The organism is Aureimonas endophytica (assembly GCF_014642635.1).
Lineage (GTDB): Bacteria > Pseudomonadota > Alphaproteobacteria > Rhizobiales > Rhizobiaceae > Plantimonas > Plantimonas endophytica.
Genome location: NZ_BMIQ01000001.1, coordinates 897,455 through 919,716, shown reverse-complemented (window position 1 = coordinate 919,716; position 22,262 = coordinate 897,455). Strand labels below are relative to the sequence as shown.

25 protein-coding genes are annotated in these 22,262 nt (G+C 68.8%); 16 read left to right on the top strand and 9 right to left on the bottom strand.

Features of this window, described 5'->3' with window-relative positions; all coding sequences use genetic code 11:
* Nucleotides 1–8: 8 nt before the first annotated feature.
* Nucleotides 9–929: a CehA/McbA family metallohydrolase gene (locus tag IEY14_RS04635; protein ID WP_188907000.1), complete on the bottom strand. Its 921-nt coding sequence runs from the start codon at nucleotides 927–929 to the stop codon at nucleotides 9–11.
* Nucleotides 930–1,119: 190 nt separating this feature from the next.
* Here IEY14_RS04635 and IEY14_RS04630 point away from each other — a divergent pair, with 190 nt between their 5' ends.
* The 3 genes from IEY14_RS04630 (at nucleotide 1,120) to IEY14_RS04620 (ending at nucleotide 3,716) form a co-directional block, all read left to right on the top strand.
* Nucleotides 1,120–2,391, top strand: a complete 1,272-nt coding sequence (locus tag IEY14_RS04630; RefSeq protein WP_188906999.1) for a hypothetical protein — start codon at nucleotides 1,120–1,122, stop codon at nucleotides 2,389–2,391.
* 8 nt (nucleotides 2,392–2,399) lie between these two features.
* Nucleotides 2,400–3,290, top strand: a complete 891-nt coding sequence (locus IEY14_RS04625; RefSeq protein ID WP_188906998.1) for a COG3904 family protein — start codon at nucleotides 2,400–2,402, stop codon at nucleotides 3,288–3,290.
* A 108-nt stretch (nucleotides 3,291–3,398) separates the two neighbouring features.
* Nucleotides 3,399–3,716 carry a hypothetical protein gene (locus tag IEY14_RS04620; RefSeq protein ID WP_188906997.1) on the top strand — a complete coding sequence of 106 codons (318 nt, stop codon included), beginning with the start codon at nucleotides 3,399–3,401 and terminating at the stop codon, nucleotides 3,714–3,716.
* Nucleotides 3,717–3,723: 7 nt separating this feature from the next.
* Here the strand turns inward: IEY14_RS04620 and IEY14_RS04615 are convergent, their stop codons facing one another.
* Complete coding sequence (locus IEY14_RS04615; RefSeq protein WP_188906996.1) at nucleotides 3,724–4,239, bottom strand: MgtC/SapB family protein; 516 nt, start codon at nucleotides 4,237–4,239, stop codon at nucleotides 3,724–3,726.
* Nucleotides 4,240–4,270: 31 nt separating this feature from the next.
* On the bottom strand, nucleotides 4,271–5,209 hold the full coding sequence (locus IEY14_RS04610) for an alpha/beta fold hydrolase (RefSeq protein WP_188906995.1): 939 nt from the start codon (nucleotides 5,207–5,209) through the stop codon (nucleotides 4,271–4,273).
* A 140-nt stretch (nucleotides 5,210–5,349) separates the two neighbouring features.
* On the opposite strand from IEY14_RS04610, the gene IEY14_RS04605 reads away from it, so the two are divergent.
* The gene (locus IEY14_RS04605; RefSeq protein WP_188906994.1) at nucleotides 5,350–6,093 is read left to right on the top strand and encodes a ribonuclease T2 family protein; all 744 of its coding nucleotides are present in this window, start codon (nucleotides 5,350–5,352) and stop codon (nucleotides 6,091–6,093) included.
* An 8-nt stretch (nucleotides 6,094–6,101) separates the two neighbouring features.
* On the opposite strand, the gene IEY14_RS04600 is transcribed toward IEY14_RS04605, so the two are convergent.
* On the bottom strand, nucleotides 6,102–6,671 hold the full coding sequence (locus tag IEY14_RS04600; RefSeq protein WP_188906993.1) for an MAPEG family protein: 570 nt from the start codon (nucleotides 6,669–6,671) through the stop codon (nucleotides 6,102–6,104).
* 69 nt (nucleotides 6,672–6,740) lie between these two features.
* On the opposite strand from IEY14_RS04600, the gene ettA reads away from it, so the two are divergent.
* The 5 genes from ettA (at nucleotide 6,741) to IEY14_RS04575 (ending at nucleotide 11,735) form a co-directional block, all read left to right on the top strand.
* The gene (gene ettA / locus IEY14_RS04595; RefSeq protein ID WP_188906992.1) at nucleotides 6,741–8,390 is read left to right on the top strand and encodes an energy-dependent translational throttle protein EttA; all 1,650 of its coding nucleotides are present in this window, start codon (nucleotides 6,741–6,743) and stop codon (nucleotides 8,388–8,390) included.
* Nucleotides 8,391–8,538: 148 nt separating this feature from the next.
* Nucleotides 8,539–9,990 carry a sensor histidine kinase gene (locus IEY14_RS04590; protein ID WP_188906991.1) on the top strand — a complete coding sequence of 484 codons (1,452 nt, stop codon included), beginning with the start codon at nucleotides 8,539–8,541 and terminating at the stop codon, nucleotides 9,988–9,990.
* Nucleotides 9,980–10,399 (top strand): response regulator, encoded by a 420-nt coding sequence (locus IEY14_RS04585; protein WP_244639289.1) that lies wholly within the window; start codon nucleotides 9,980–9,982, stop codon nucleotides 10,397–10,399. Before IEY14_RS04590 ends, IEY14_RS04585 begins: the two co-directional genes overlap by 11 nt.
* Nucleotides 10,400–10,489: 90 nt before the next feature.
* Nucleotides 10,490–11,152 carry a DedA family protein gene (locus tag IEY14_RS04580; protein WP_188906990.1) on the top strand — a complete coding sequence of 221 codons (663 nt, stop codon included), beginning with the start codon at nucleotides 10,490–10,492 and terminating at the stop codon, nucleotides 11,150–11,152.
* Complete coding sequence (locus IEY14_RS04575) at nucleotides 11,145–11,735, top strand: MOSC domain-containing protein (RefSeq protein WP_188906989.1); 591 nt, start codon at nucleotides 11,145–11,147, stop codon at nucleotides 11,733–11,735. The genes IEY14_RS04580 and IEY14_RS04575 overlap by 8 nt, the downstream gene beginning before the upstream one ends.
* A 3-nt stretch (nucleotides 11,736–11,738) precedes the next feature.
* Here the strand turns inward: IEY14_RS04575 and IEY14_RS04570 are convergent, their stop codons facing one another.
* Together IEY14_RS04570 and tsaA are read right to left on the bottom strand one after the other, a co-directional pair.
* Nucleotides 11,739–12,056 carry a DUF2293 domain-containing protein gene (locus IEY14_RS04570; protein WP_188906988.1) on the bottom strand — a complete coding sequence of 106 codons (318 nt, stop codon included), beginning with the start codon at nucleotides 12,054–12,056 and terminating at the stop codon, nucleotides 11,739–11,741.
* Complete coding sequence (tsaA, locus tag IEY14_RS04565) at nucleotides 12,056–12,553, bottom strand: tRNA (N6-threonylcarbamoyladenosine(37)-N6)-methyltransferase TrmO (protein WP_188906987.1); 498 nt, start codon at nucleotides 12,551–12,553, stop codon at nucleotides 12,056–12,058. Before tsaA ends, IEY14_RS04570 begins: the two co-directional genes overlap by 1 nt.
* 113 nt (nucleotides 12,554–12,666) lie before the next feature.
* Between tsaA and IEY14_RS04560 the strand changes: the two genes are divergently transcribed.
* The 4 genes from IEY14_RS04560 (at nucleotide 12,667) to rfbA (ending at nucleotide 17,299) form a co-directional block, all read left to right on the top strand.
* Nucleotides 12,667–13,698, top strand: a complete 1,032-nt coding sequence (locus IEY14_RS04560) for an ArsR/SmtB family transcription factor (protein WP_188906986.1) — start codon at nucleotides 12,667–12,669, stop codon at nucleotides 13,696–13,698.
* Between the two features lie 3 nt (nucleotides 13,699–13,701).
* Nucleotides 13,702–14,613 carry a methylenetetrahydrofolate reductase [NAD(P)H] gene (metF, locus tag IEY14_RS04555; RefSeq protein WP_188906985.1) on the top strand — a complete coding sequence of 304 codons (912 nt, stop codon included), beginning with the start codon at nucleotides 13,702–13,704 and terminating at the stop codon, nucleotides 14,611–14,613.
* Between the two features lie 490 nt (nucleotides 14,614–15,103).
* The gene (locus IEY14_RS04550; protein ID WP_188906984.1) at nucleotides 15,104–16,324 is read left to right on the top strand and encodes an alanine racemase; all 1,221 of its coding nucleotides are present in this window, start codon (nucleotides 15,104–15,106) and stop codon (nucleotides 16,322–16,324) included.
* Nucleotides 16,325–16,423: 99 nt separating this feature from the next.
* Nucleotides 16,424–17,299, top strand: coding sequence for a glucose-1-phosphate thymidylyltransferase RfbA (rfbA, locus tag IEY14_RS04545; protein ID WP_280515013.1), 876 nt, complete (start codon nucleotides 16,424–16,426; stop codon nucleotides 17,297–17,299).
* A gap of 6 nt (nucleotides 17,300–17,305) precedes the next feature.
* Here rfbA and IEY14_RS04540 read toward each other — a convergent pair whose 3' ends face one another.
* From IEY14_RS04540 to IEY14_RS04530, 3 genes are all read right to left on the bottom strand, one after another.
* Nucleotides 17,306–17,737, bottom strand: a complete 432-nt coding sequence (locus tag IEY14_RS04540) for a DUF4112 domain-containing protein (protein WP_188906983.1) — start codon at nucleotides 17,735–17,737, stop codon at nucleotides 17,306–17,308.
* Nucleotides 17,738–17,856: 119 nt separating this feature from the next.
* The gene (locus IEY14_RS04535) at nucleotides 17,857–19,053 is read right to left on the bottom strand and encodes a lytic murein transglycosylase (protein WP_188906982.1); all 1,197 of its coding nucleotides are present in this window, start codon (nucleotides 19,051–19,053) and stop codon (nucleotides 17,857–17,859) included.
* Between the two features lie 153 nt (nucleotides 19,054–19,206).
* Entirely contained in the window at nucleotides 19,207–20,025 is an 819-nt protein-coding gene (locus IEY14_RS04530; RefSeq protein WP_188906981.1) for a glycoside hydrolase family 25 protein, read from the bottom strand.
* A 175-nt stretch (nucleotides 20,026–20,200) separates the two neighbouring features.
* Between IEY14_RS04530 and IEY14_RS04525 the strand changes: the two genes are divergently transcribed.
* From IEY14_RS04525 to IEY14_RS04515, 3 genes are all read left to right on the top strand, one after another.
* Nucleotides 20,201–20,509: a hypothetical protein gene (locus IEY14_RS04525; RefSeq protein WP_188906980.1), complete on the top strand. Its 309-nt coding sequence runs from the start codon at nucleotides 20,201–20,203 to the stop codon at nucleotides 20,507–20,509.
* Between the two features lie 197 nt (nucleotides 20,510–20,706).
* Nucleotides 20,707–21,426, top strand: coding sequence for a TerB family tellurite resistance protein (locus tag IEY14_RS04520; RefSeq protein WP_188907390.1), 720 nt, complete (start codon nucleotides 20,707–20,709; stop codon nucleotides 21,424–21,426).
* On the top strand, nucleotides 21,423–22,178 hold the full coding sequence (locus tag IEY14_RS04515) for a peptidoglycan recognition protein family protein (RefSeq protein ID WP_188906979.1): 756 nt from the start codon (nucleotides 21,423–21,425) through the stop codon (nucleotides 22,176–22,178). Before IEY14_RS04520 ends, IEY14_RS04515 begins: the two co-directional genes overlap by 4 nt.
* Nucleotides 22,179–22,262: the final 84 nt, after the last annotated feature.

The window sequence follows — 22,262 nt, the reverse complement described above, 5'->3', positions numbered from 1 at the left end:
GGTCGCCGTCAGCGCAGCGGCAGCGGGCCGAGATGGATCGGGTTGGTCCAGGCCTGCCGCCCGGCCTCGTCCATCACCACGACGCGGCACCAGTCGCCGGCGAAGCGTTCGAGCGGCAGGACGGCCTCGGTCAGGCGCCCGTCGCCGGCATCGACATAGTCGCCGCGCGAGCCGCGCCCGACCACCGCGACGCCGCGCGCCGGGGAGCAGGCGACGCGCAGCGCCGCGCCGTCGATCTCGACATGCTCGATCGTCGGGCCGCGCGAGGAATAGAACTCGCCGCGCTTCATCGCCGCCAGGATCGCCTCCGGCTCGTTCGCCTCCGCCTTCACCATCATCCAGCCGCCGCACCAGTCGCGCGACTTGAAATGCGCGTCGTCGGCGGCGTAGGCGAGGAGCCTGTGCCCCTCGTTGAGGAGGGCGTCGAGCAGAATCGTGCCGTCGCCGCGATCGGTCTCCAGCGCGCAGCCGGTGTTCCAGATCTCCACCGCATGGGCGATGCCCGCCATCTGCCGCCCGTCCTCGATCGACAGCGAGGACCATTGCGGATGGGCGATGCCGAGAAAGGCGCCGGCCGCGACGGCGCGCTCGGCGAGCCGCACCGCCGTCTCGCCCTCGCCGAGCGGTTCGAAATCGAGCGGCAGCCCGCAGGCGAGGAGGTGCCAGATCTCGCCATGACTGTTCTCGGGCGCATGGATCTCGGCGCCGAAGATCGTCGTGAAGCCCTCGCCGCGCCAGGGCGTCGTGTCGACCACCGGAAAGCCGAAGCGCTCCAGGAAGTGGTCGGACAGGCAGAGGAAGTCGTAGCCGGCCTCGCGATAGGTCCGGCAGACCTCCTCCGGCGAGAGCGCGCCGTCCGAGCGCGTCGAATGGGTATGGATATTGCCGCGCAGGAAGCGGCCGGGCTTGGCGAAGGCGTCGGGAACCATCGATCGAATCACTCGCGTCTCGTCGGATGCTCTATAGCGCCGATCGGGTCCGTTCAGCATCTTTCCATTTCGCGGCGATGACGGCGCGGTCTCCCCTGTTTCTCGCCGCCGCGCCGCCTTAATGTCTGCTTAACCAATGGTTTCCGGTGGCGGCGCGTGGGGCGGCCGCGCCGGCCCGTCCGGGGCCGTCATGTCCAAATCGCAATCCTATCTCCTGCGCGGTCAGGTGAACCGCCTGGAGACGACGACGCAGGTCACCCTGTCCGTGCTGGCGCTCGGCAGCGGCGTCTTCACCTATCTCGGGGTGCGCGAGCTGCTCGACGGCTCGGCGACGACCGTCTTTCTCGGCGCCGTCATCTATTCTTCGGCCGTGTCGGTCGGCATCTACGCCTTCTGGTCCTATCTGATGCGGCTGATGCCGCATGTGCGCGGCAGCCGGGGCTTCCTTTATCTGGCCATGCTGCTCGGCGCCGTGATGATCATGGCCATGTCCTCCTGGCTCAACGCCTCGGCCCTGGCCGGCGCGGCGGCGCTGGAACAGCATCTCTCCAACACGACGGAGGACTATCAGCAGCGCTTCAACGCCGCGAACGAGAACGCGCTCGCCGCCCAGAGCCTGTTGCCCGACATCCAGCTCGCCGCCCAGCGCTTCGCCGGGCTCGCCGATGTCGAGCGCCAGTCCGGCGCGCTCACCGGCACGTCCGGCTCCGGTACGGTGGTGCAGCTCCTGTCGCAGATGTCCGGCCAGCTCGGCGGCTTGCAGGGGGAGATCCTCGAATCGCGGAAAAGCGTCGACGCGATCTTCGCCGAGGGCTCGAAGCGCCTTGCGACGATGCGCGAGCTCGTCTCCTCCGCCGGTCCGGTCGCCCAGCGCTCCAACGCCTATGCCGAGGAGGCGGTGAAGCTCTCCGGCCTCATCACCGCGCTCCAGCAGACCTCGGTCGCCCCGGCGGTGAAGCGGGCGGCCGAGGATCTCGGCAAGAGCTTCATCGCGCCGGTCGCCGATGCCGCCGACGCCAATCTCCAGACCCGCCAGACGGAGGTCGTCGGCAAGGTGGAGGCCGCCGTGAAGGCGCAGAGCGACCAGCTCGCCCGCGCCGCCGACGAGATCCTCGCCCGGCCGGTGGTCGAGCCGCTGCGCTTCACCCCGCTCTCGGCGCCGGAAGCCGTCATCCGCTATGCCGGTGATTTCCTGCCGTCCTGGGCCGGGGCCATCGCCATCGATCTTTTGCCGGGCGTCCTCATCTTCATCCTCTGCGTCGTGCAGGACGTCATCCGCCGCGAGGAGGGCAGCGCCGCCGAGACCGGCGAGATGAGCGCCGCCGAACTGATGCAGGCGCTACGCATCCACCGCCAGCTGCGCGCCATGGACGGCGAGAGCGACGCCGCCTTCGCGGCGCATGACGATGTCGTCCAGCAGAACCAGCCGGCGGCGCACTATCCGAAAAGCGCGCTGCGCTAGGGACGGCGATGGTCGGCGACGACTACGCCCCCGGCCGGCTGGAGCGCCTGTTCCGGTCCATCCCGGACGGCGCCGTGCTGCGCGGCATCTTCTTCGCGCTTCTCGTCCTCGCCATCGGCACCGCCGCCCTCGACTACCAAGCGCTCGCCGCCGCCGATGCCGAGCGCGAGCGGCTGGAGCGCACCGAGCCGATGCCGCTGGCGCCGCCGAGCCCCGGCGACCAGGTCCGGCCCTTCCTGCCGAGGACCATTCCCGTCGGTCCGGATCGGGGCGAGCCGCGTCTGCCGGGCTATGACGGCCCGGTGCCGGGCGAGGCCATGGCGCGGCCGATGACCTTCCGGACGGCGCCCGGCGCCCTGGCTACGGCGGTCGGCCGCATCGATCCCGGCACGGCGGACGCGCTGCGCGCCTTTCTCGACGGCGTGGGCGCGGGCGCCAGGACCCTCGTGCTCCATTCGCCGGGCGGCGCGGTGGAGGATGCGATGGCCATGGCGCGGCTCCTGCGCGAGCGCCGGCTCGACACGGAGGTGCCCGCCGACGGCTATTGCGCCTCGGCCTGTCCGCTGGTCCTTGCCGGCGGCGTGCATCGCAGCGCCGGCGCGGGGGCCTGGATCGGCCTCCATCAGGTCTACGCGGCCGAAGGCGCGGCCGGCTTCCGCCGCCTCGCCGATCTCGACCGCTCGATCTCCGACATCCAGTCGACGGTGGCGCGCTGCCAGGAGCTTCTCGCCGAGATGGGGATCGCGCCGGAGGTCTGGATCAAGGCGATGCGCACGCCCCCCGAAGCCCTCTATGTCCTGACGCCTCAGGAACTCGCCGAGGCGAACTTCACGACGAAGCCGGTGCAGGGGCCGCCGATGCCGGACAGCCTCGCGCGCGCCTTCGGCCTCTCGCCTTAGCAGCCTATCGACTTTCTCTTCCGACCGTGCGAAGAGCTCAGTAGGCACATCCTGTGCTTGTGTGAGTGGGCCATGCTGCGACTTCGTCGGACTTTCGCGATCCTCGGGATGATCGGGCTTTCGACGGCCCTATCCAGCTGCGTCACGTCGGAGAAATATGCTGCCGCGCAGGAAGCCTTGAAGGGCAGCCCCGCGCTTCGGCAGGAACTCGTCGATCACTGCCTGAAGACCTCCCATGTGGTGGGGGAAGAGCGGCGCATGCTCGCGAAGGTCGCCAATGTCTCGGCGAATGCGCCCTTGGAGAAGATCCTCTGCACGCGCGTGACGAATGCGCTGGCGAGCGGTCGGCTCAGCTATTCCGACTTCCAGTCCATGGAGTTCGGCCATGTCACGCCCGGTCTGATCCGCGCCCTTCAGGACCGGTAGGCCCCCGTCACCGGGCTCGCGAACGATAGGAGCGCCGCGTGCGCCGCTCCTTCGCCGCGTGCCGGTTCGGAAAGAGCCAGACCTGAACGAGCTTGACGAGGCCGAGGATGGTGAGGGTCGCGACGACGGCGACCGCCGCGAGGCCGAATTCGCCGAGGCCGCAGGCGAGGCCGATGGCGCCGGCCATCCAGAGCGAGGCGCCGGTGGTGAGGCCGAGCACCCGTCCCTTGCCGTGGATGATGAGGCCGGCCGCCAGGAAGGCGACGCCGGAGGTCACCGCGCTGACGATGCGCACCGGATCGGCGCGCACCATGTCGCTCTGATAGCGCGCGATGAGGATGATCATCAGCAGCGTGAAGAGGCAGGAGCCGACGCCGACGAGCATATGCGTCTTCAGCCCGGCATTCTTCGCCCGGGCCTCGCGCTCGATGCCGATCAGCCCGGCCAGCACCAGAGCCGCGACGAGACGGAGCGACTCCTCCCAGAGGCTCGGCGAGACGATATGCGGAACGGCGGTTTCCATTCCCCGAAAGATAGGCCGGCGCGCCGCGCCGTCATGCCGCAGGCAGGATGCGGTCCAGCCAGGTTTCGAAGCCGGCTAGCGCCATGCGGCGGATCGGCTCGATCTCGTTCAGCGCCTCGTGCCGCGCCCCTTCCAGGATGAGGAGTTCGACATCCCGGCTGCCGGCATGGCGCAGCCCGCCCGCCAAGTCCCGCGCCGCTGCGCCCTGGCGGGTGGCGGGGTCTTCCGCGCCGCCCAGCACATGAACGGGGAGGGCGCTCGGCAGGCGCGCCCAGGCGGCTTCGCCGGAAGCGTCGCGCACGAGGCCGAGAAGATCCATGGCCAGGGAATTGGTCGGCGTCCAGCCGCAGAGCGGATCGCGCCGATAGGCCTCCACCGCCGCCGCGTCATGGCTCAGCCAGTCGGCCTCCGTTCGCCGGTCCGGCACGCTTCTGCCCCAGGCGCCGAAGGTGGCCCGGGCGAAGAGCTCGCTCGCGACGTCGGAGCCCTTCAGCGCCCGCTCGACCTTCAGCGCCGCGAGGCCGAGCGTCTCCTTCCTGCCGAAGGTGAAATCGGCGTTCCAGAGCGCGAGGCCCGCCAGCGCCGCGCCGCGCCGGATGGCGACGTTCAGTGCGATATGGGCACCCATCGAATGACCGAAGAGAATGACCGGCAGGCCGTGATGCTCGCGGTCGGCTTCGGTGAGGACGGAAGCGCAATCGGCCAGCACCTTCGCGCCGCCCTCCGTCTTGCCGAAGCGGCGCAGCGGCGCGTCGCGCGCGCTGGTCGAGCCATGGCCGCGATGGTCATGCGCATAGACATGGAAGCCGCGCCCCGCCATCTCACCGGCGAAGCGGGCATAGCGGCCGGCATGCTCGGCGAGACCATGCAACACGAGAAGGACGCCGCGTTCATGCCCGCGCGCCGTGGCCCGGTAGAGATTGAGCGTCGCGCCGCTCGGACTGTCGAAGCTGGTGCGGGTGTCGAACAAACGGGATCTCGCGGCTGGAGAGCGGGTATTCCGAAAGAGATCGCGCGGCCGCGGCGATTTTGCCAGATCGCCGGGCCGGCTCACTTGCCAGAATCGCGCGACTCGGCAATGTTCCTGTTTAGTTCTGGAGCGAGCCACCGATGCCGAGACTTTGCGCCGCCCTGTTCCTGTTCGGCCTCCTCCTGCCTCTCGGCGCGGCCGGCGCCCAGGAGAGCGAGGTGTCCCGCCCCTCGACACGCAATGTCCTGGCGATCAGCTGGCAGCCCGCCTTCTGCGAGGGCCAGTCGAGGAAACCCGAATGCCGCAGCCAGACGGCGGACCGGGCGGACGGCCGGCGCTTCTCGCTGCACGGCCTCTGGCCGCAGCCGCGCAGCCGCGAATATTGCGGGCCCGCCGCGCCCCTGAAGGAGCAGACGAAGACCGGCGGCTGGAAGAGCCTGCCGGAGCCGCAGCTTTCGGCCGCGACGAAGGCACGGCTCGATGATGCCATGCCCGGCACGCAGTCCCTGCTCGAACGGCATGAATGGGCGCGGCACGGCACCTGCTTCGGTCTCGACGCGGAGGGTTATTTCGGCCGGGCGATCGCGCTTCTCGATGCGGTGAACGGCTCGGCCGTGGCGGAGCTCTTCGCTGCGCGGATCGGCCAGAACCTTTCGACGGAGGAGATCCGCGCCGCCTTCGACAAGGCCTTCGGCCCCGGCGCCGGCGAGCGGGTCCGCGTGTCCTGCCGCGACGACGGCAGCCGGCGGCTGATCGATGAGTTGACGATCGGCCTGTCCGGCGAGATCGCCGAGCGGCCCGACATCGCGGCGCTGATCGCCGGCTCGCGCCCGACGAAGCCCGGCTGTCCGGGCGGGATCGTCGATCCGGTCGGCCTGCAATAGGCGGCGTCTCAGCTCAAGGCGCGCGCCAGGAGGAGAGCGGTGGCGACGAGAAGCGCCGCGACGCTCGGAAAGAAGGTCGCGGCGAAACCGAAGGCGCGAGCCGCCGCGCCCTTCGGATAGCCGAGACGAAAGGCGAGCCGGGCGGCGACGAACCAGAGGACGAAGACCGGCAGGAGGGCCGAGGCGTCGGGCGGCAGGCTCGCGGCGAGCGCCAGGAAGGCGAGGCCGGCGAGAAGCGTCTGTTCCAGCGTGTTCTGGAGAAAGGCCCGCGCGACGGCGAGAGCGCGGTCGGCGGGCGGGTCGCCGCCTTCGATCGCCCCGGCATGGAAGAAGCGGTGGTGGGCGACGGCCGCGACGCCGCCGGCGAGCGGCAGGCCGAGCGGGGCGAGCCAGGGGAGTAGGGCGGCGATGCTTTCGCTCGCTCCGGCCTCCGGCGCGACCGGCGCGGGAACGAGCGCGAGGGCGAGAGCCGCGACGAGAAGCGAGGCGCCGATCGCCGCCGCGATGCCCTTCGCCACGCCGCGCTGTTCGCGCCGGAACGCTTCTTCGGGTGAATCCGAGCGGCTTTTGTTGCTCATCGCCGTCCGATCGCTTAGGTACGCGGCAGGTTTTCCGAACGCCCAAATTCTTGGAGTTTCGCGCGCGCCATGGCTCGCCAATTCATCTATCACATGTCGGGCCTCAAAAAGGCCTATGGCAACAAGAAGATCCTCGACGACATCCACCTGTCCTTCTACCCGAATGCCAAGATCGGCATTCTCGGTCCGAACGGCTCGGGTAAGTCGACCCTGCTGAAGATCATGGCGGGGGACGATAAGGAGTTCACGGGCGAGGCCTGGGCCGCCGAGGGCGCCGCCATCGGCTATCTGCCGCAGGAGCCGCAGCTCGATCCCTCGAAGACCGCCTTCGAGAACGTCATGGAAGGCGTCGCCGACAAGCAGGCGATCCTCGACCGCTACAACGAACTGATGATGAACTACTCGGACGAGACGGCCGAGGAGGGGGCGAAGCTCCAGGACATCATCGATTCGCAGAACCTCTGGGACCTCGAACCCCAGGTGGAGATGGCGATGGAAGCGCTGCGCTGCCCGCCGAAGGATGCCGATGTCTCGGTGCTGTCCGGCGGCGAGCGCCGCCGCATCGCGCTCTGCAAGCTGCTTCTGTCGAAGCCGGACATCCTCCTGCTCGACGAGCCGACCAACCATCTCGACGCCGAGACGATCGCCTGGCTGGAAAAGCACCTGCGCGACTACGAGGGCGCCGTGCTGATGGTGACCCACGACCGCTACTTCCTCGACAATGTCACGGGCTGGATTCTCGAGCTCGATCGCGGCCGGGGCATCCCCTACGAGGGCAACTACTCGGTCTATCTCGAGAAGAAGGCCAAGCGGATGCTGCAGGAGGGCCGCGAGGACGACAATCGTCAGCGCGCCATCTCGCGCGAGCGCGAATGGATCCAGCAGGGCGCCAAGGCCCGCCAGACCAAGTCGAAGGCCCGTATCCAGGCCTATCACGACCTCGTGGAGCGCGCCGAGCAGCGCAAGCCCGCCGACGGCCGGATCGTCATCCCGACCGGCGAACGCCTCGGCAACAAGGTCATCGAGGTGAACAACCTCACCAAGAGCTATGGCGACCGGGTACTGATCGAGAATCTCTCCTTCAAGCTGCCGCCCGGCGGCATCGTCGGCATCATCGGCCCCAACGGCGCCGGCAAGTCGACCCTCTTCAAGATGATCACCGGCCAGGAACAGCCGGACGGCGGCGAGATCAGCGTCGGCGATACGGTGTCGCTCGGCTATGTCGACCAGAGCCGCGACCATCTCGACGGCGCCAAGAACGTCTGGGAGGAGATCTCGGGCGGCGTCGATATCCTGAAGCTCGGGAAATACGAGATGAATTCCCGCGCCTATGTCGGCAATTTCAACTTCAAGGGCACGGACCAGCAGCAGAAGGTCGGCACGCTGTCCGGCGGTCAGCGCAACCGCGTCCATCTCGCCAAGATGCTGAAGTCGGGCTCGAACGTCATCCTGCTCGACGAGCCGACCAACGATCTCGACACCGAGACGCTGGCCGCGCTGGAGGATGCGCTGGAGGATTACGCCGGCTGCGCCGTGGTGATCAGCCACGATCGCATGTTCCTCGACCGCCTCGCGACCCATATCCTCGCCTTCGAGGGCGACAGCCATGTCGAATGGTTCGAGGGCAATTTCGAAGCCTATGAGGAGGACAAGATCCGCCGCCTCGGCCCGGAAAGCGTCAATCCGAAACGGCCGACCTACAAGCGGCTGACGCGCTGACGGGACAGCCTTCGGGCCGGAAACGCGGCGCCGCGCCGAGCGCGGCGCGCCTCGCTTCTGCCGAAGGCTTCATAAGCCGATGCGAGACGGACGTTCCGCCTCGCATCCCGACCGTGCAAGACCAGACGCTTTTCGGACGGTGCATGCCGTGATCGACTTTGCGAGTTTGTTCGACGAGATCCCGAGCCCCTACATGGTGCTCGACGCCAATCTGAACTATGTCGCGGCCAACAAGGCCTATATGGCGGTCGTCAAGCTGCAGCTCGACCAGCTTCTCGGCCGCAATCTCTTCGCGCTCTTCCCCAATGACGACGAGGGGGGCACGCGCCTGCGCCGCTCGCTCCAGACGGTGCTCGCCACCGGCGCCAGCGATACGATCGCCTTCATTCCCTATCCGATCCCCGACCCGTCCGTCGAAGGCGGCGTCGATCACCGCTACTGGACGGCGGTGCACACGCCGCTTCTCGGCGCCGATGGCCGCACCGCCTTCGTCGTGCAGAACACGGTGGACGTGACGGACCTCTACCTGTCCCGGCAGCGCGGCGAAGCGGGTGAGGTGGGAGGGGGCGTCGACGTTCTCCAGCGGGCCCGCGAGGTGGAACGCGCCTATCAGGAATCGCTCGCCGAGAGCGCCGAGTTCCGCCGGCTCTTCGACCAGGCGCCCGGCATGATCGCCATCGTCCATGGCGAGGATCACCGTTTCTCCTTCGCCAACCATGCCTATCGCAGCTTCACCGGCCATCGCGTCTTGGACGGGCGGGCGATCCGCGAGGCCTTTCCCGAGATCGCCGACCAGGATCTGATCGTCCGCCTCGACACCGTGTTCCGCACCGGCCGCGCCGAAAGCGGCGAGGGCATCCGCCTGCTTCTCAAGGGCCGCGACGAGGACCGGCTGCGCGAGGCCTTCGTCGATTTCCACTACCAGCCGATCCGCGACGGACAGGAGCGCATCACCGGCGTCTTCATCCAGGGCACCGACCGCACGGAACAGTACCGGACGCTGCACCATCAGCGGCTTCTCCTCGACGAGCTGAACCATCGCGTGAAGAACACGCTGTCCACCGTGCAGTCGATCGCCCGCCGCAGCTTCCGCCATGTCGACCGCCTGGGCGTCGCCGCGTTCGAGGCGCGGATCAAGGCCCTGTCCAATGTCCACGACCTGATCAGCGATCAGCATTGGGAGAAGATCGGCCTCCAGACGCTGATCGAGGGCGAACTGGCCGCGTTCGGCGCCGATCGCGTCGCGCTGGCCGGGCCGGCGGTCGATCTGACCCCGCGCGCCGCCGTGGCGCTCGCCATGGTCTTTCACGAATTGGTGAGCAATGCGCTCAAGTATGGCTCGCTCTCGACCGAGACCGGCTCGCTCGAACTCGCCTGGTCCATCGCCGCGCGAGACGGGGAGAGCGTCCTCCGCTTCGAATGGCGCGAGGCCGGCAATCCGTCCCCGCCGCGCGAATGGCCGCGCGGTTTCGGCATCCGCACGCTCGAACGCATTCTCGAAGGGGAACTCGCCGGCGGGTTCACCCTTGATTTAGCCCAAGGCTCCGTCATTTGCCGCTTCGAAGTGCCGTTAGCCGAGGTGGGAGACGTTGCGAGCTGAGGAAGAGGGGCGGGGCGAAGAAGGGCGCGATCTTGCCGGTCTGAAGGTCTTCGCGGTCGAGGACGAGTCGCTCGTCGCCATGCAACTCGAGGATATGCTTTACGAATTCGGCTGCGAGGTGGTCGGGCTCGCCATGCGCGTCGCCCGCGCGCTCGACATGGCCGACACGCTTCCCGCCATCGATTTCGCCGTGCTCGACGTGAATATCGCCGGCGATAAGGTCTATCCGGTCGCCGCGTGCCTCCGCGCCCGGGGCGTGCCGATCGTCTTCGCCACCGGCTATGGCCGGGCGGGGGTCGATCCGGAATGGCACGAATGCCAAATCGTGCAGAAGCCCTATACGGCGGACGAGCTCCGCGCGCATATCGAAGGCGCCCTGCGGAGCGGCCGGGCGCCGGCCATCGCCTGATCCGCCGCCGCGCCGCCTTGCGGTCGCGCCGCGCCTCGGTCATGGCTGTCCGCGCAACGCGTGGCGGAACTTCAAGGGGAATCCGGGCCGATGGACGTCTTCGTCAGGCATCTCATGGAAACGCTCGGTCCCTTCGGGATCGCGCTCCTCATGTTTCTGGAGAACGTCTTCCCGCCGATCCCATCCGAGATCATCATGCCGCTCGCCGGCTATCAGGCGGCGGTCGGCGAGATGTCGATCGCGGTCGTCATTCTCGCCGGCATGGCCGGCTCGCTGCTCGGCATCCTGCCCTGGTACTATCTCGGCTATGCGATCGGCGAGAAGCGCATCATCGCGCTGGCCGCCCGCTTCGGCCGCTGGCTGACCATGACGCCGGAGGATGTCGAGACCGCCGACAAGTGGTTCCGCAAATGGGGCTACTGGGCCGTGTTTCTCGGCCGGCTCGTGCCGACGGTGCGCACGCTGATCTCGGTGCCGGCGGGTCTGGCACGGATGCCCTTCTGGGCCTTCCTGGCCTTTTCCGCTCTCGGCACCCTGATCTGGACCGGCGGCCTCGCCCTTGCCGGCTATCTGATGGGCCAGCGCTACGATCTGATCGAGGGCTATATCGGACCGGTCTCCAATGCGGTGATCATTCTGGCCGTCGCGGTCTATCTCTGGCGCGTCGTCACCTTCAAGCCGAGCCCGCGCGCCCATGCGGTCGATCTGAAGTCGAACGAGGCGCCGCATCGCCGCGAGGCCTCCGATGTCTGAGGCCCCGATGCGGCGCCATCCGGCGCGCAAGCTGAAGGGCCGCGTCGCCGGCCTGTTCCGCGCCCCGCCGGACGATTTCGTCACGAGCGCGGTCGAGACCCTGGACCTCGGCTTCGACGGCGTCGCGGCCGATGTCCATGGCGGGGCGACGCGCCGCACCGGCGGACGCGAGCCCTGGTATCCGCGCGGCACGGAAATCCGCAACGAGCGCCAGCTCTCGCTCCTTTCGCCGGACGAACTGGCCGAGGCCGCCGAGGCTTTGGCGATCCCGGAGATCCGGCCGGAATGGATCGGCGGCAATCTCCTGGTCGAGGGCATCCCCCGGCTCACCTGGCTGCCGCCGCGCACGCTGCTCTTCTTCGAGGGCGGGGTCACGCTGAAGATCGATGGCGACAACGGCCCCTGCCGCCTGTCCGGCCGCGGCATCGCCCGGCATCATCCGGGGCGTGAGGATCTCGAACTCGGCTTCGTCAAGGCGGCGAAGCATCGGCGCGGTCTGGTCGCCTGGGTGGAGAAGCCGGGCCGGATCGCGCGGGGCGAGGGGCTGGAGGCCAGACTGCCCGAACAGTGGATCTATGGCTGAGACCTATTCGTCGCCCGTCGTCTCGGCTTCGGGATCGAGCCGGCGGGTCGAGCCCCATTGGTCGAGCATCGTGTTGATGTCGTCGAGCACGAAGAAACGGGCCGCGTCGCGGTCGTAGCCCTCGTCCATCAGGGCGTCGTAATCGGTGTGGGCGTGGCGGATATGGGCGACGATCGCCAACCAGAGCGCCGCCCCCGGCGACAGCGTGCGCATATGGCGCGAGCCGGCGGCCTCGCGGATCGCCTCGGCATCGAGAAAGGGCGCGCGGGGGATCGTCGCCGTCAGAAGCTTGGCGATGGCGCGCTGGCGCTCCGTCGCCATCAGGCGCCGTCCGCCGGCGGAATGTCGACGGAGGGTAGGAAGGGCTTCAGGTCCAGAAGCGGCGTTCCGTCGAGAAGGTCGATGGCGTCGATCACCAGATGGCCGCTGTCGCGATCGAGCGCTTCGATCCGCACGAGATGGAGGCCGATCGGATTGGGGCGCACGGGCGAGCGCAGCGAGAACGTGCCGCGCGCGCCATCCGCATGGCGCGGGCGCTGAAGCGCCAGATCGCGGCGGGCGCGGTCGAGCCAGGACAGGAGATGGACCCATTGCCCGGCTTCCAGGTCCGACAGCGCGAGGCGGAAGGCTGGGGCGATCTCCACCGACGCCGTGCGCCGGCGCTCGCGCGCCTCGCGCAGGTTCTTCGGGCAGAGCGCGCGCTCGGTCCAGGGCGAGCGCACGAGGCCGATGAAGCGGAGATGAGCGTCCTGAGGGTCCGTCGCCGCCTCGGCGAAGCTCGTTTCTCCGGGACGAAGGTCGGCGGCGCTGTCGCTCATGCGCGATATGTCGCCGAGGCCCCGGCCGCGGTCAACCGGCACCGCCGCGAAGGCGCTTGAAAGGCGCGCTCGCAAGATATAAACATATCTTTATATGATTTGCCGAGGTGGGAATGGCAGAAGCGGCGACACTAGCGTTCGAGGCCTCGGTCGAGGTGCTGAAGGCCCTCGGCGAGCCGACGCGCCTGCGGCTCGTGCGGCTGCTCGCCCGCAACGACCTGACCGTGTCGGACCTCACCGCCATTCTCGGCCAGTCGCAGCCGCGCATCTCGCGCCATCTGCGCCTGCTGGTCGAATCGGGCGTCTTGTCGCGCTATCAGGAAGGCGCCTGGGCCTATTTTCGCCTGGCCGGCGAGGGGCCGGGGGCGGCGGCGCTGGCGCGGGCCGTCATCGAGCGCGTCGGCGGGGCCGATCCGATGCTGGCGCGCGACCATGAGCGGCTGGACCATATCCGCCAGGAGCGGGCCGCGCGCGCCGCGCGCTTCTTCGCGGAGAATGCCGAGCGCTGGGACCGCCTGCGCCTTCTCCATGTCGCGGACGAGGATGTCGAGGCGGCGCTGCTCGGCGCGCTCGGCGAGCGTCGGTTCAACGATCTTCTCGATATCGGCACCGGCACCGGCCGGGTGCTCGAACTCCTGGCGCCGCGCGTCGGCCGGGCGATCGGCATCGATGCCTCGCGCGAGATGCTGCAGGTGGCGCGCGCCAAGCTCGACGCGGCGGGCATTGGCCATGCGCAGGTGCGCCAGGGCGACTGCTATTCGCTGCCGCTGCCTCCTGCCAGCTTCGATCTCGTGACCATCCATCAGGTCCTGCATTACCTGGACGATCCCGCCGCGGCGCTGCGCGAGGCCGCCGCCATGCTGCGCCCCGGCGGCCTTCTCGCCATCGTCGACTTCGCGCCGCACGATCTCGAATTCCTGCGCGACGACGAGGCGCATCTCCGCCTCGGCTTCTCGCCGGAAACGCTCTCCGCCTATCTGGCCGAGGCGGGGCTGGAGGTGGAGACGACCCGGCTTCTCGTGCCGGCGGGCGAGCATGCCGGGCGCCTCACCACCATCGTCGCCATCGCCCGCGAACGCCGTCCGAGTGCCGGGGCGACCGGCGATTCCGCCATCCTTTCCGATCTTCGCAGCGCCAGAGCCTGACCGATGCCGCAAGCCCTTCCCCCGCGCGACGAGCTTCGCGTCTCCTTTGAATTCTTCCCGCCGAAGAGCGAGAAGATGGAGGAATCGCTCTGGATGGCGGTCGAGCGGCTGGCGCCACTGCAGCCGAGCTTCGTTTCCGTCACCTACGGCGCCGGCGGCTCGACCCGCGAGCGCACGCATCACACGGTGAAGCGCATCCTGGAGGAGACCGCCCTCGTGCCGGCGGCGCATCTCACCTGCGTCGATGCCAGCCGCGCCGAGATCGACGCGGTGGTCCGCCAGTATCATGCAACGGGCGTGCGCCATTTCGTGGCGCTACGCGGCGACAGCCAGGCCGGGGTCGGCGCGCGCTACGCGCCTCATCCCGAAGGCTATCAGAGCTCGGCCGAGCTCGTGGCGGGCCTGAAGGCCGTCGATCCGGCGATCGAGGTCTCGGTCTCGGCCTATCCCGAGAAACATCCCGAAAGCCCCGACTTCGCGACCGATATCGATCTCCTGAAGCGGAAGGTCGACAACGGCGCCTGCCGCGCCATCACCCAGTTCTTCTTCGACAACGACGTTTACGAGAAATATGTCGAGCGGGTGCGCCGGGCCGGCATCTATGTGCCGATCGTGCCGGGCATCGCGCCAATCCACGACTTCACCAAAATCTCGCGCTTCGCCGAGGGCTGCGGCGCGACGATTCCTGCCTGGCTCGCGGCGCGCTTCGAGGGGCTGGAACAGGATCCGCAGACGCATAGCCATGTGGCGGCGGCCGTCTGCGCCGAACAGGTGCTCGACCTCGCCGATCGCGGCATCCGCGATTTCCATTTCTACACGATGAACCGGGCCGATCTCGTCTATTCGATCTGCCACATCCTGGGCCTGCGCCCGGCGGCCGCCCCTTCGGCCGAGGCGGAGTCGGCCGCCGCCTGACGGGGGCGGGCCGGAAACGGCAAGGGCCGGAGCGGCTGCCGCTCCGGCCCTCGACTTCGGTCTTGTCCTGGGGCGCGCGGGCTTTGCCCTTGCGCGCCGGCGGGGCGCCTTACGGCAGAAGCCCCACCACCGCCGCCGCCACGAAGACGAAGGCGGCCGAGATCATCAGGACGTGCAAGGATCGTGTCAGAAGCATGCGTCCCCTCCAGCTCCGATGACGCGAGATTAACGAATGTTTCGAAACCGTAAAGCCGGGAGCGGGCAGGGGGCAGCCCGGAACGATGCTTCATCCCCAAATTCGGTAGAGTTTGAAGCGTCTTGGCCGGCGCGAAATTAATCGGTGGGAACGCATTGGCGCCGCGGATCGGTCATCGTCGCGCAATGACCGGGGCCGAATCGGCGTGGCCACCGCCCGGCCGTTGCATATGACGTCGCCCCGTGCGACCGGGGGCGGTCGAAACGTCCCGCCGAGGCGAGGTAAGGTTTCCCCATGCAGCGATTTTTGACCGCGCGCGACGCCGCGATGTCCCTCCGCCCCGATGCGCCGGTCTATTGCTTCCGCCCTGAGGTTCTCGCCGCCGATGCCCGCGACTTCATGGCCGCCTTTCCCGGCGAGACCGCCTATGCGGTGAAGACCAATGGCGAGAAGCTGGTGCTGGAAACGCTGGCGAAGGCGGGCGTCACCATGTTCGACGTCGCCTCGCCCGGCGAGTTCGAGGCGGTGCGCTCGGTCGCGCCCGAGGCCGGCATGATCTACATGCACCCGGTGAAGGCGCAGTCCGACATCAATCTCGCGCTCCAGACCTACGGCATCCGCACGCTGGCGCTCGACCACGAGGACGAGGTGGCGAAGATCCTGCGCATCGTCCGCGCCCTCGATCTCGATCCCTCGACCATCACGCTCTTCATCCGCCTCCAGACCAAGGGCCATGCCGCCTACGAGCTCTCGAAGAAGTTCGGCGCCGCGCCGGCCCATGCGGTCGAACTCCTCCAGCGCTGCGACCGGATCGGCTTCAAGGTCGGGATCTGCTTCCATGTCGGTTCGCAGATCGAGGAGCCGGAGACCTACGAGCGGGCGCTCGCCTCGGCGAACTGGGTGCGCTCGCGCGCCGGCGTCACCCTCGCGGGCCTCGATGTCGGGGGCGGCTTTCCGGCGGAATACGGCCACGATCCGCGCCGGCGCAAGCCCGACATGCCCTCGCTCGCCGAGATCATGGCGCGGCTGCGCGCCGATCTCGCCGAATGGGGGTTTTCCGACCTGCCGCTCGTCGCCGAGCCGGGCCGCGTCGTCGTGGCGCGCGCCTTCTCGCTCATCGTGCGCGTGCTGCTGCGCAAGGGCCGGCGCCTCTACATCAACGACGGCATCTGGGCCTCGCTTTCCGATTCCTGGACGGGCAAGATCACGCTTCCCGCCCGCTTCATTCCCGATCCGGCCCGGCGCAGCCGCAAGGGCGACCCGAAGGCGATGACGGCCTTCCGCGTCTGCGGCGCCACCTGCGATTCCGTCGACATCCTGTCGCGGCCCTTCTGGCTGCCGGATACGGTCGATACCGGCGACTGGATCGAGATCGGCCATATCGGCGCCTATTCCCTATCGCTGCGCACGCGCTTCAACGGCTTCTATCCCGACACCTTCGTCGAGGTGGACCAGCCCTTCGACGCGGGCGAGGCGCCGCAGGGCTATGCGAGCCTGGAAACCATGGCCGACTGAGCCGCCGGCACCGGCACGCCCGGCAGGTGACAAGGCGGCGGCCTCGCGGTAGTTGCATGGCTTGCGTCCCGGAAGGCGCGGGGCAAGCGGAGATCGTCGTTGCGCAAAGGCATCATTCTGGCGGGCGGCAGCGGCACGCGGCTGCATCCGATGACGCTGAGCGCGTCGAAGCAGCTCCTGCCGGTCTACGACAAGCCGATGATCTACTATCCGCTGGCGACGCTGATGCTGGCGGGCATCCGCGACATCCTCGTCATCTCGACGCCGCACGATCTGCCGCGCTTCCGCGAGCTTCTCGGCGACGGCGCGCGGCTCGGCCTCAGCCTGTCCTATGCCGAGCAGCCGCGCCCGGACGGGCTCGCCCAGGCCTATACGATCGGCGAGGACTTCCTGGCGGGCGAGCCTTCCGTCCTCATTCTCGGCGACAATCTCTTCTACGGCCACGGCCTGCCGGACAGGCTGCGGCGGGCGGCGGGGCGCGAGACCGGCGCGACGATCTTCGCCTATCACGTCAACGATCCCGAACGGTACGGCGTCGTCTCCTTCGGTTCCGACGGGCGGGCGCGGGAGATCGTCGAGAAGCCGGCAGCCGCACCCTCGAACTGGGCGGTGACCGGCCTCTATTTCTATGACGGCCGAGCCTCGGCGATCGCGCGCGGGCTGACGCCTTCGCCGCGCGGCGAACTGGAGATCACCGACCTCAACCGCGTCTATCTTGAAGAGGGCACGCTCGCCGTCGAGACCATGGGGCGGGGCTTCGCCTGGCTTGACACCGGCACGCCGGATTCGCTGCTGGAAGCCGGCCAGTTCGTGCAGACGCTGGAACACCGGCAGGGCTTCAAGATCTGCTGCCCGGAGGAGATCGCCTACAATCTCGGCTTCATCACCGCCGACCACCTCATGTCTCTCGGCCGGGAACTCGGCAAGAGCGGCTACGGCCTCTATCTCCAGCGGGTGGCGCGGGGCGAATTGTAGCACGCCTCAAGCGCGCGGCGTGATGTCCTTCATCAGCCGCTCGTCGAGATCGCGGCGCGCCCCGCCGAAATGATCGAGGATCATGTTGGCGTTGCGCTTATGCGCCTTGAAATAGACGTCGAACACATCGCCCGCCAGCGGCACGGAGCCGACGGCGGTATCGACCAGGACATTGCCGATCATGCGGGCGAGCTTGCGCTTCGGCAGGCCCAGCCGGCGCGCCTCGTTGATGATGTAGAGGCCGATCAACCCGCCGGCCGCGTCGCCGATGCCGGGAAAGAGGCCGATCACCGAATCGAGGCCGAAGCGCAGGCCGATGCCGGGCACGCGGATCGCCGTGTCCATCAGCCGGGCGAGACGCGCGATGCGGTCGAGGCGCCGCAGCGTGTCGGTCTCATCGAAGGCGCCGGCCATCCGGGCGTCGGCACTCGCGATCATCGGCGTCGTTCTCCTCGGGCGGGCGCTCTCGGCCGCCATCCGCCCGGGGATATGGGAAAGCGGCCGGCGCGTTGAAAGAAGGGACGGGGCGCCAGTCGCCGATTTTTACGAAGCGCGCCTCAGAGCGCGGCCAGCAGCGTGCTGGTCGGCCAGCCATCCGCCGGAAGGCCGAGCCGGCGCTGTTCCTGGCGCACCGCCTCGCGGGTATTGCCGCCGAGAATGCCGTCGACCTTGCCGATATCGTAGCCGCGCGCCGTGAGCTTGGTCTGCAGCGCCTTCATGTCGTCCAGCGACAGGCCCGGCTCGGGATTGCCCATGTCGACCGGGCCCGCCCCGGCGAGACGCGTCGCGAAATAGCCGGCGGTCAGCGAATAGACGAGCGAGTTGTTCCATTGCAGGAACACGTCGAAATTCGGAAAGGCGAGGAAGGCCGGACCGTTCTTGCCCATCGGCAGGACGATCGAGGCGGGGAGGGCGTCGCTTTCGAGCGCCGAGCCGTCGGCCTTGGTGACGCCGAGCGCCGCGAAGGCGCTGCGCGGCTCCTTGTTGGCGAGCGCGGCGCGGTCCCAGGGGAAGGTCGCCGGCAGGCGCACCGCCTCCAGCCAGGGCTCGCCGCGCCGCCAGCCGAGCGAGGCCATGAACTTGCCCGTCGTCGCCAGCACGTCCGGCGCGTCGGTCAGGAGATTGACCGAGCCGTTGCCGTCGCCATCCGTGCCGAATTTCAGATATTCCTCCGGCAGGATCTGCGTCTGGCCGAGCTCGCCCGCCCAGGCACCCTTCATCTCCTCCGGCTTCAGATAGCCGGCATCCACCACCTTCATCGCGGCGATGAGGTGCGGGCGGAACAGATCCGGCCGGCGGCAGTCATGGGCGAGGGTGGAGAGCGCGGCCAGCGTGTCGAAATCGCCCAGCACCGCGCCATAGTCGGTTTCGAGGCCCCAGAAGGCGGCGATGGCCGGCCCCGGCACTCCGGTCTCCGCCTCGACCTTCTGGAAGACGGCGGCGTATTTCTGGAGATTGGCCTTGCCGAGCTTCAGCCGGTAGGCGTTCGCCATGCGGGTGGAGAACTCGCCCCAGGTCTGGGTGAAGACGGTCTGGCTGCGGTCGCGCGCCAGCACCTTCGTGTCGTCGCGCATGCGGGCGCTCGTGCGCTCCACGGTGTCCGGCGAGATGCCGGCGGCGAGCGCCTCCTTTTTCACGCCCGCGACGAAGGCGCCGAAATCGCCGCCGCAGGCGGCGGCGCTCTGCGCATTCGCGGCGGCGGTGCCGGCGGCGAGAAGCGCCAGGGTCGTGGCCAGGGTGCGGGCAAGGGGCATCGGGACGATCCAGCTGACGGGACGAGGAAACTGGCGTCTCGGTAGCCTCCACGGCGAGGCCGGACAAGATGGCGGTCCCGGCCGGCCGCGCTTTTCCTTGCCGATGCTGAAGATCGGGGCTTCACCTTTCCGCAAGGGAGCGGTGAGGACGGATCAGAATCCCGCTTCGATCGGGCGCGCATGCGGGCGCCGCGCCTTCAGCCATTTCACCCAGTCCGCCCGGCTGCCGGCGAAGGCGTTGCGGTCGACCTCGCGCTCGATGCCGGGCACGGTGCCGGTCGCCGTCCATTGCCAGAAGCGGAACGGCCGGCTCTCGTAGACCGCGTTCGGATGGTCCTTCACCGCCCGCAGCCAGAACTCGTATTTCGGGAAGGCGCCGACCAGCCGGTCGCGATGCACGTCGATCGGAATGTAGAGGATCGGGCGCACGCCATAGTGCTTCTCGACGATGTCGAGGAAGTCCTGCATCTCGCGCACCAGCTCGTCGCGCGCCGGGCGGCGCGTGCAGGTCGGCGAATCCGGCGTCCACTCGACATCGAGCACCGGGGGCAGGGCCTGCGGGTCGCGCGGCACGTTGGCGATGAACCATTTCGCCTGCTCCTTGCCGCTGCGGCAATGGTAGAAGAAATGATAGGCACCGCGCGGCACGCCGGCGGCGCGCGCCGCCGCCCAGTTCTCCTGGAACCGGCTGTCGACACGGTCGCCGCCTTCGGTCGCCTTCAGATAGGCGAAGGCGACGCCGCCCTTTCGGGCCGCCGCCCAGTCGACGTCGCCCTGGTATTTCGACAGGTCGATGCCGTGGACCGGATAGTCCTCGGGCCGCGCGGCGGACAGGTTGGAGAGGCCGAGATCCGCGACGTCGAGCGTCGCCGTGGTGCAGCCCGACACCATCGCCGCCAGCGCCAGTGCCGCCGCCGCGACCCATTTCCGCCCGCGCCGGCCCCTGCTGCCACCCCGCAATTGCGCCCCCATGCGTTTCGTCCGGCCCCCGTCTTCCCGTTGTCCGGCGACCAGCCTCGCCGATCATGGTTAACGTCCCTTTACCATGATCCGAAGGACTGCCCTGGCCGAAGGCAGGCATCGCTCCAGTTTTAGGCAAACTTCGCGGGTGGCGGAACGAAGTCGGGCAGCCGGCATTGAATTTTCCGTGAACGCGAACGAATTGACGGACATCATCACGGCGGCTTCGCGGCGCCGTGCCAACGACAAGAGGATTGGAGACAGAAACGTGAAGAAGCTCGGATTGACCCTCGCCGCCGCTGGTCTGCTCGCGCTCGGCGCTTGCTCGGACAACAAGAGCAGCTCTTCCACCACGCCGCCGGCGAACAACAATCCGCCCGCCGCGACCGGTACGACCACCACGCCGCCGGCGACGAGCACGACGCCCTCCACCACGACGGGCGGCACGATGGCGCCCTCGGGCGGTGCTTCGGGCACGACGACGCCGGCGCAGTAAGCAAATTCCCATTCGCCGTCCCGACAGGGTCGGCACGAAGCGCCCGGTGCCCCGCGCCGGGCGTTTTCGTTGCGTGAGGAGCGCAGAGGTCCCGTAGCCGATCGGGCGGCAGGCATGCTAAAGGCGCCGCCATGCGCGACACACGACAGGACGAGACGGCGGACGAGGCGAAGGCCGGCCATGTCGAGCGGGGGCTGATGGCGCTCGTCGACGATATCGGCGCGCTGTTGCGCGATCTGCCGGCGCGCGGCGTCGCGGTGATCGAGACGATCGTCGAGAGCGTCCACACGCTGTTCAGCGGCGATCGGGAGACGCGCCGGCGCGTCGCCTTCTCGGTGGCGATGATCGCGCTCTCGGCCAAGATGGCGAAGGCCGACGGCGTCGTCGCCCCGTCCGAGGTCGCGGCCTTCCGCCAGATCTTCGCGATCCCGCCGGAGGAGATGCGCAACGTCTTCCGTCTCTACGACCTCGCCACCGAGGATACGGCGGGCTTCGAGGCCTATGCCGGCAAGATCAGGACGCTCTGCGCCGAGGGCGAGAAACATTGCCGGCTGCTGGCGGATGTCCTCGACGGCCTCTTCCATATCGCCAAGGCGGACGGCGTCGTGCACGAGCGCGAGCGCGCCTTCCTGCATCGTGTGGCGGAGGTCTTCGACCTGTCCGAGGCCGAGTATCTGGCGATCGAGAACCGGCATGTCGCGCATGGCGAGGCGGGCGACTACGCCATCCTCGGCGTCATGCCGAGCGATCCGCTGCCGAAGATCCGCGAGCGCTATCTGGAACTCGTGAAGGAGAACCACCCGGACCGGCTGGCGGCGCGCGGCGTGCCGGCGGAATTCCTGGCGATCGGCCTCGAACGCATGAAGGCGATCAACGCCGCCTATGAGAGCGTCGCGAAGGCGCGGGCCGCCGCGTGACGCCGGATACCGCGCTGGTCGACGCGATCCTGCCCTCGCCGAACGTCAACGAACGGCGGGCGGCGCCGGACATTCTCCTCCTGCATTATACCGGCATGGAGGACGGCGAGGCGGCGGCGCGCTGGCTCGCCTCCGAAAGGAGCCAGGTCTCCTGTCACTATCTCATCCACGAGGACGGGCGCATCGTCCAGCTCGTGCCCGAGGCCCAGCGCGCCTGGCATGCCGGAGCCGGGCGCTGGCAGGGCCGCGGCGACATCAATTCCCGCTCGATCGGCATCGAGATCGTCAATCCCGGGCATGAGTTCGGCTATCGGCCGTTTCCGGACATCCAGATCGCGCGGGTGATCGCGCTCTGCGCCGATATCCTTGCCCGCTGGCCGATCGCGCCGCGCAATGTCCTGGCGCATTCCGACACCGCGCCGAGCCGCAAGGAGGATCCGGGCGAGCTCTTTCCCTGGTCGCAGCTTCATGCCGCCGGCATCGGCCATCTGGTCGCGCCAGAGTCGATCGCGGGCGGGCGCTTCCTGTCGGCCGGCGACGAGGGCTCGCCCGTCGCCGCCTATCAGCAGCTCCTGGCCCTCTATGGCTACGATGTCGCGGCGACGGGCCGCTTCGACGCGGCGACGCGCTTCGCGACCATCGCCTTCCAGCGCCACTTCCGGCAGGCGCGGGTGGACGGCGTCGCCGATGTCTCGACGGTCGCGACGCTGCATCGCCTCCTCAGCGCGCTGCCGGCGCCGGAAGAGGGCTGAACCCGTCGCGAAAGCTGGGGACGGAACTCTTGCCCGCTGCATCGTGACATCGGCTTCGCCTATGCCCGGCCGATGAGGGGCGAG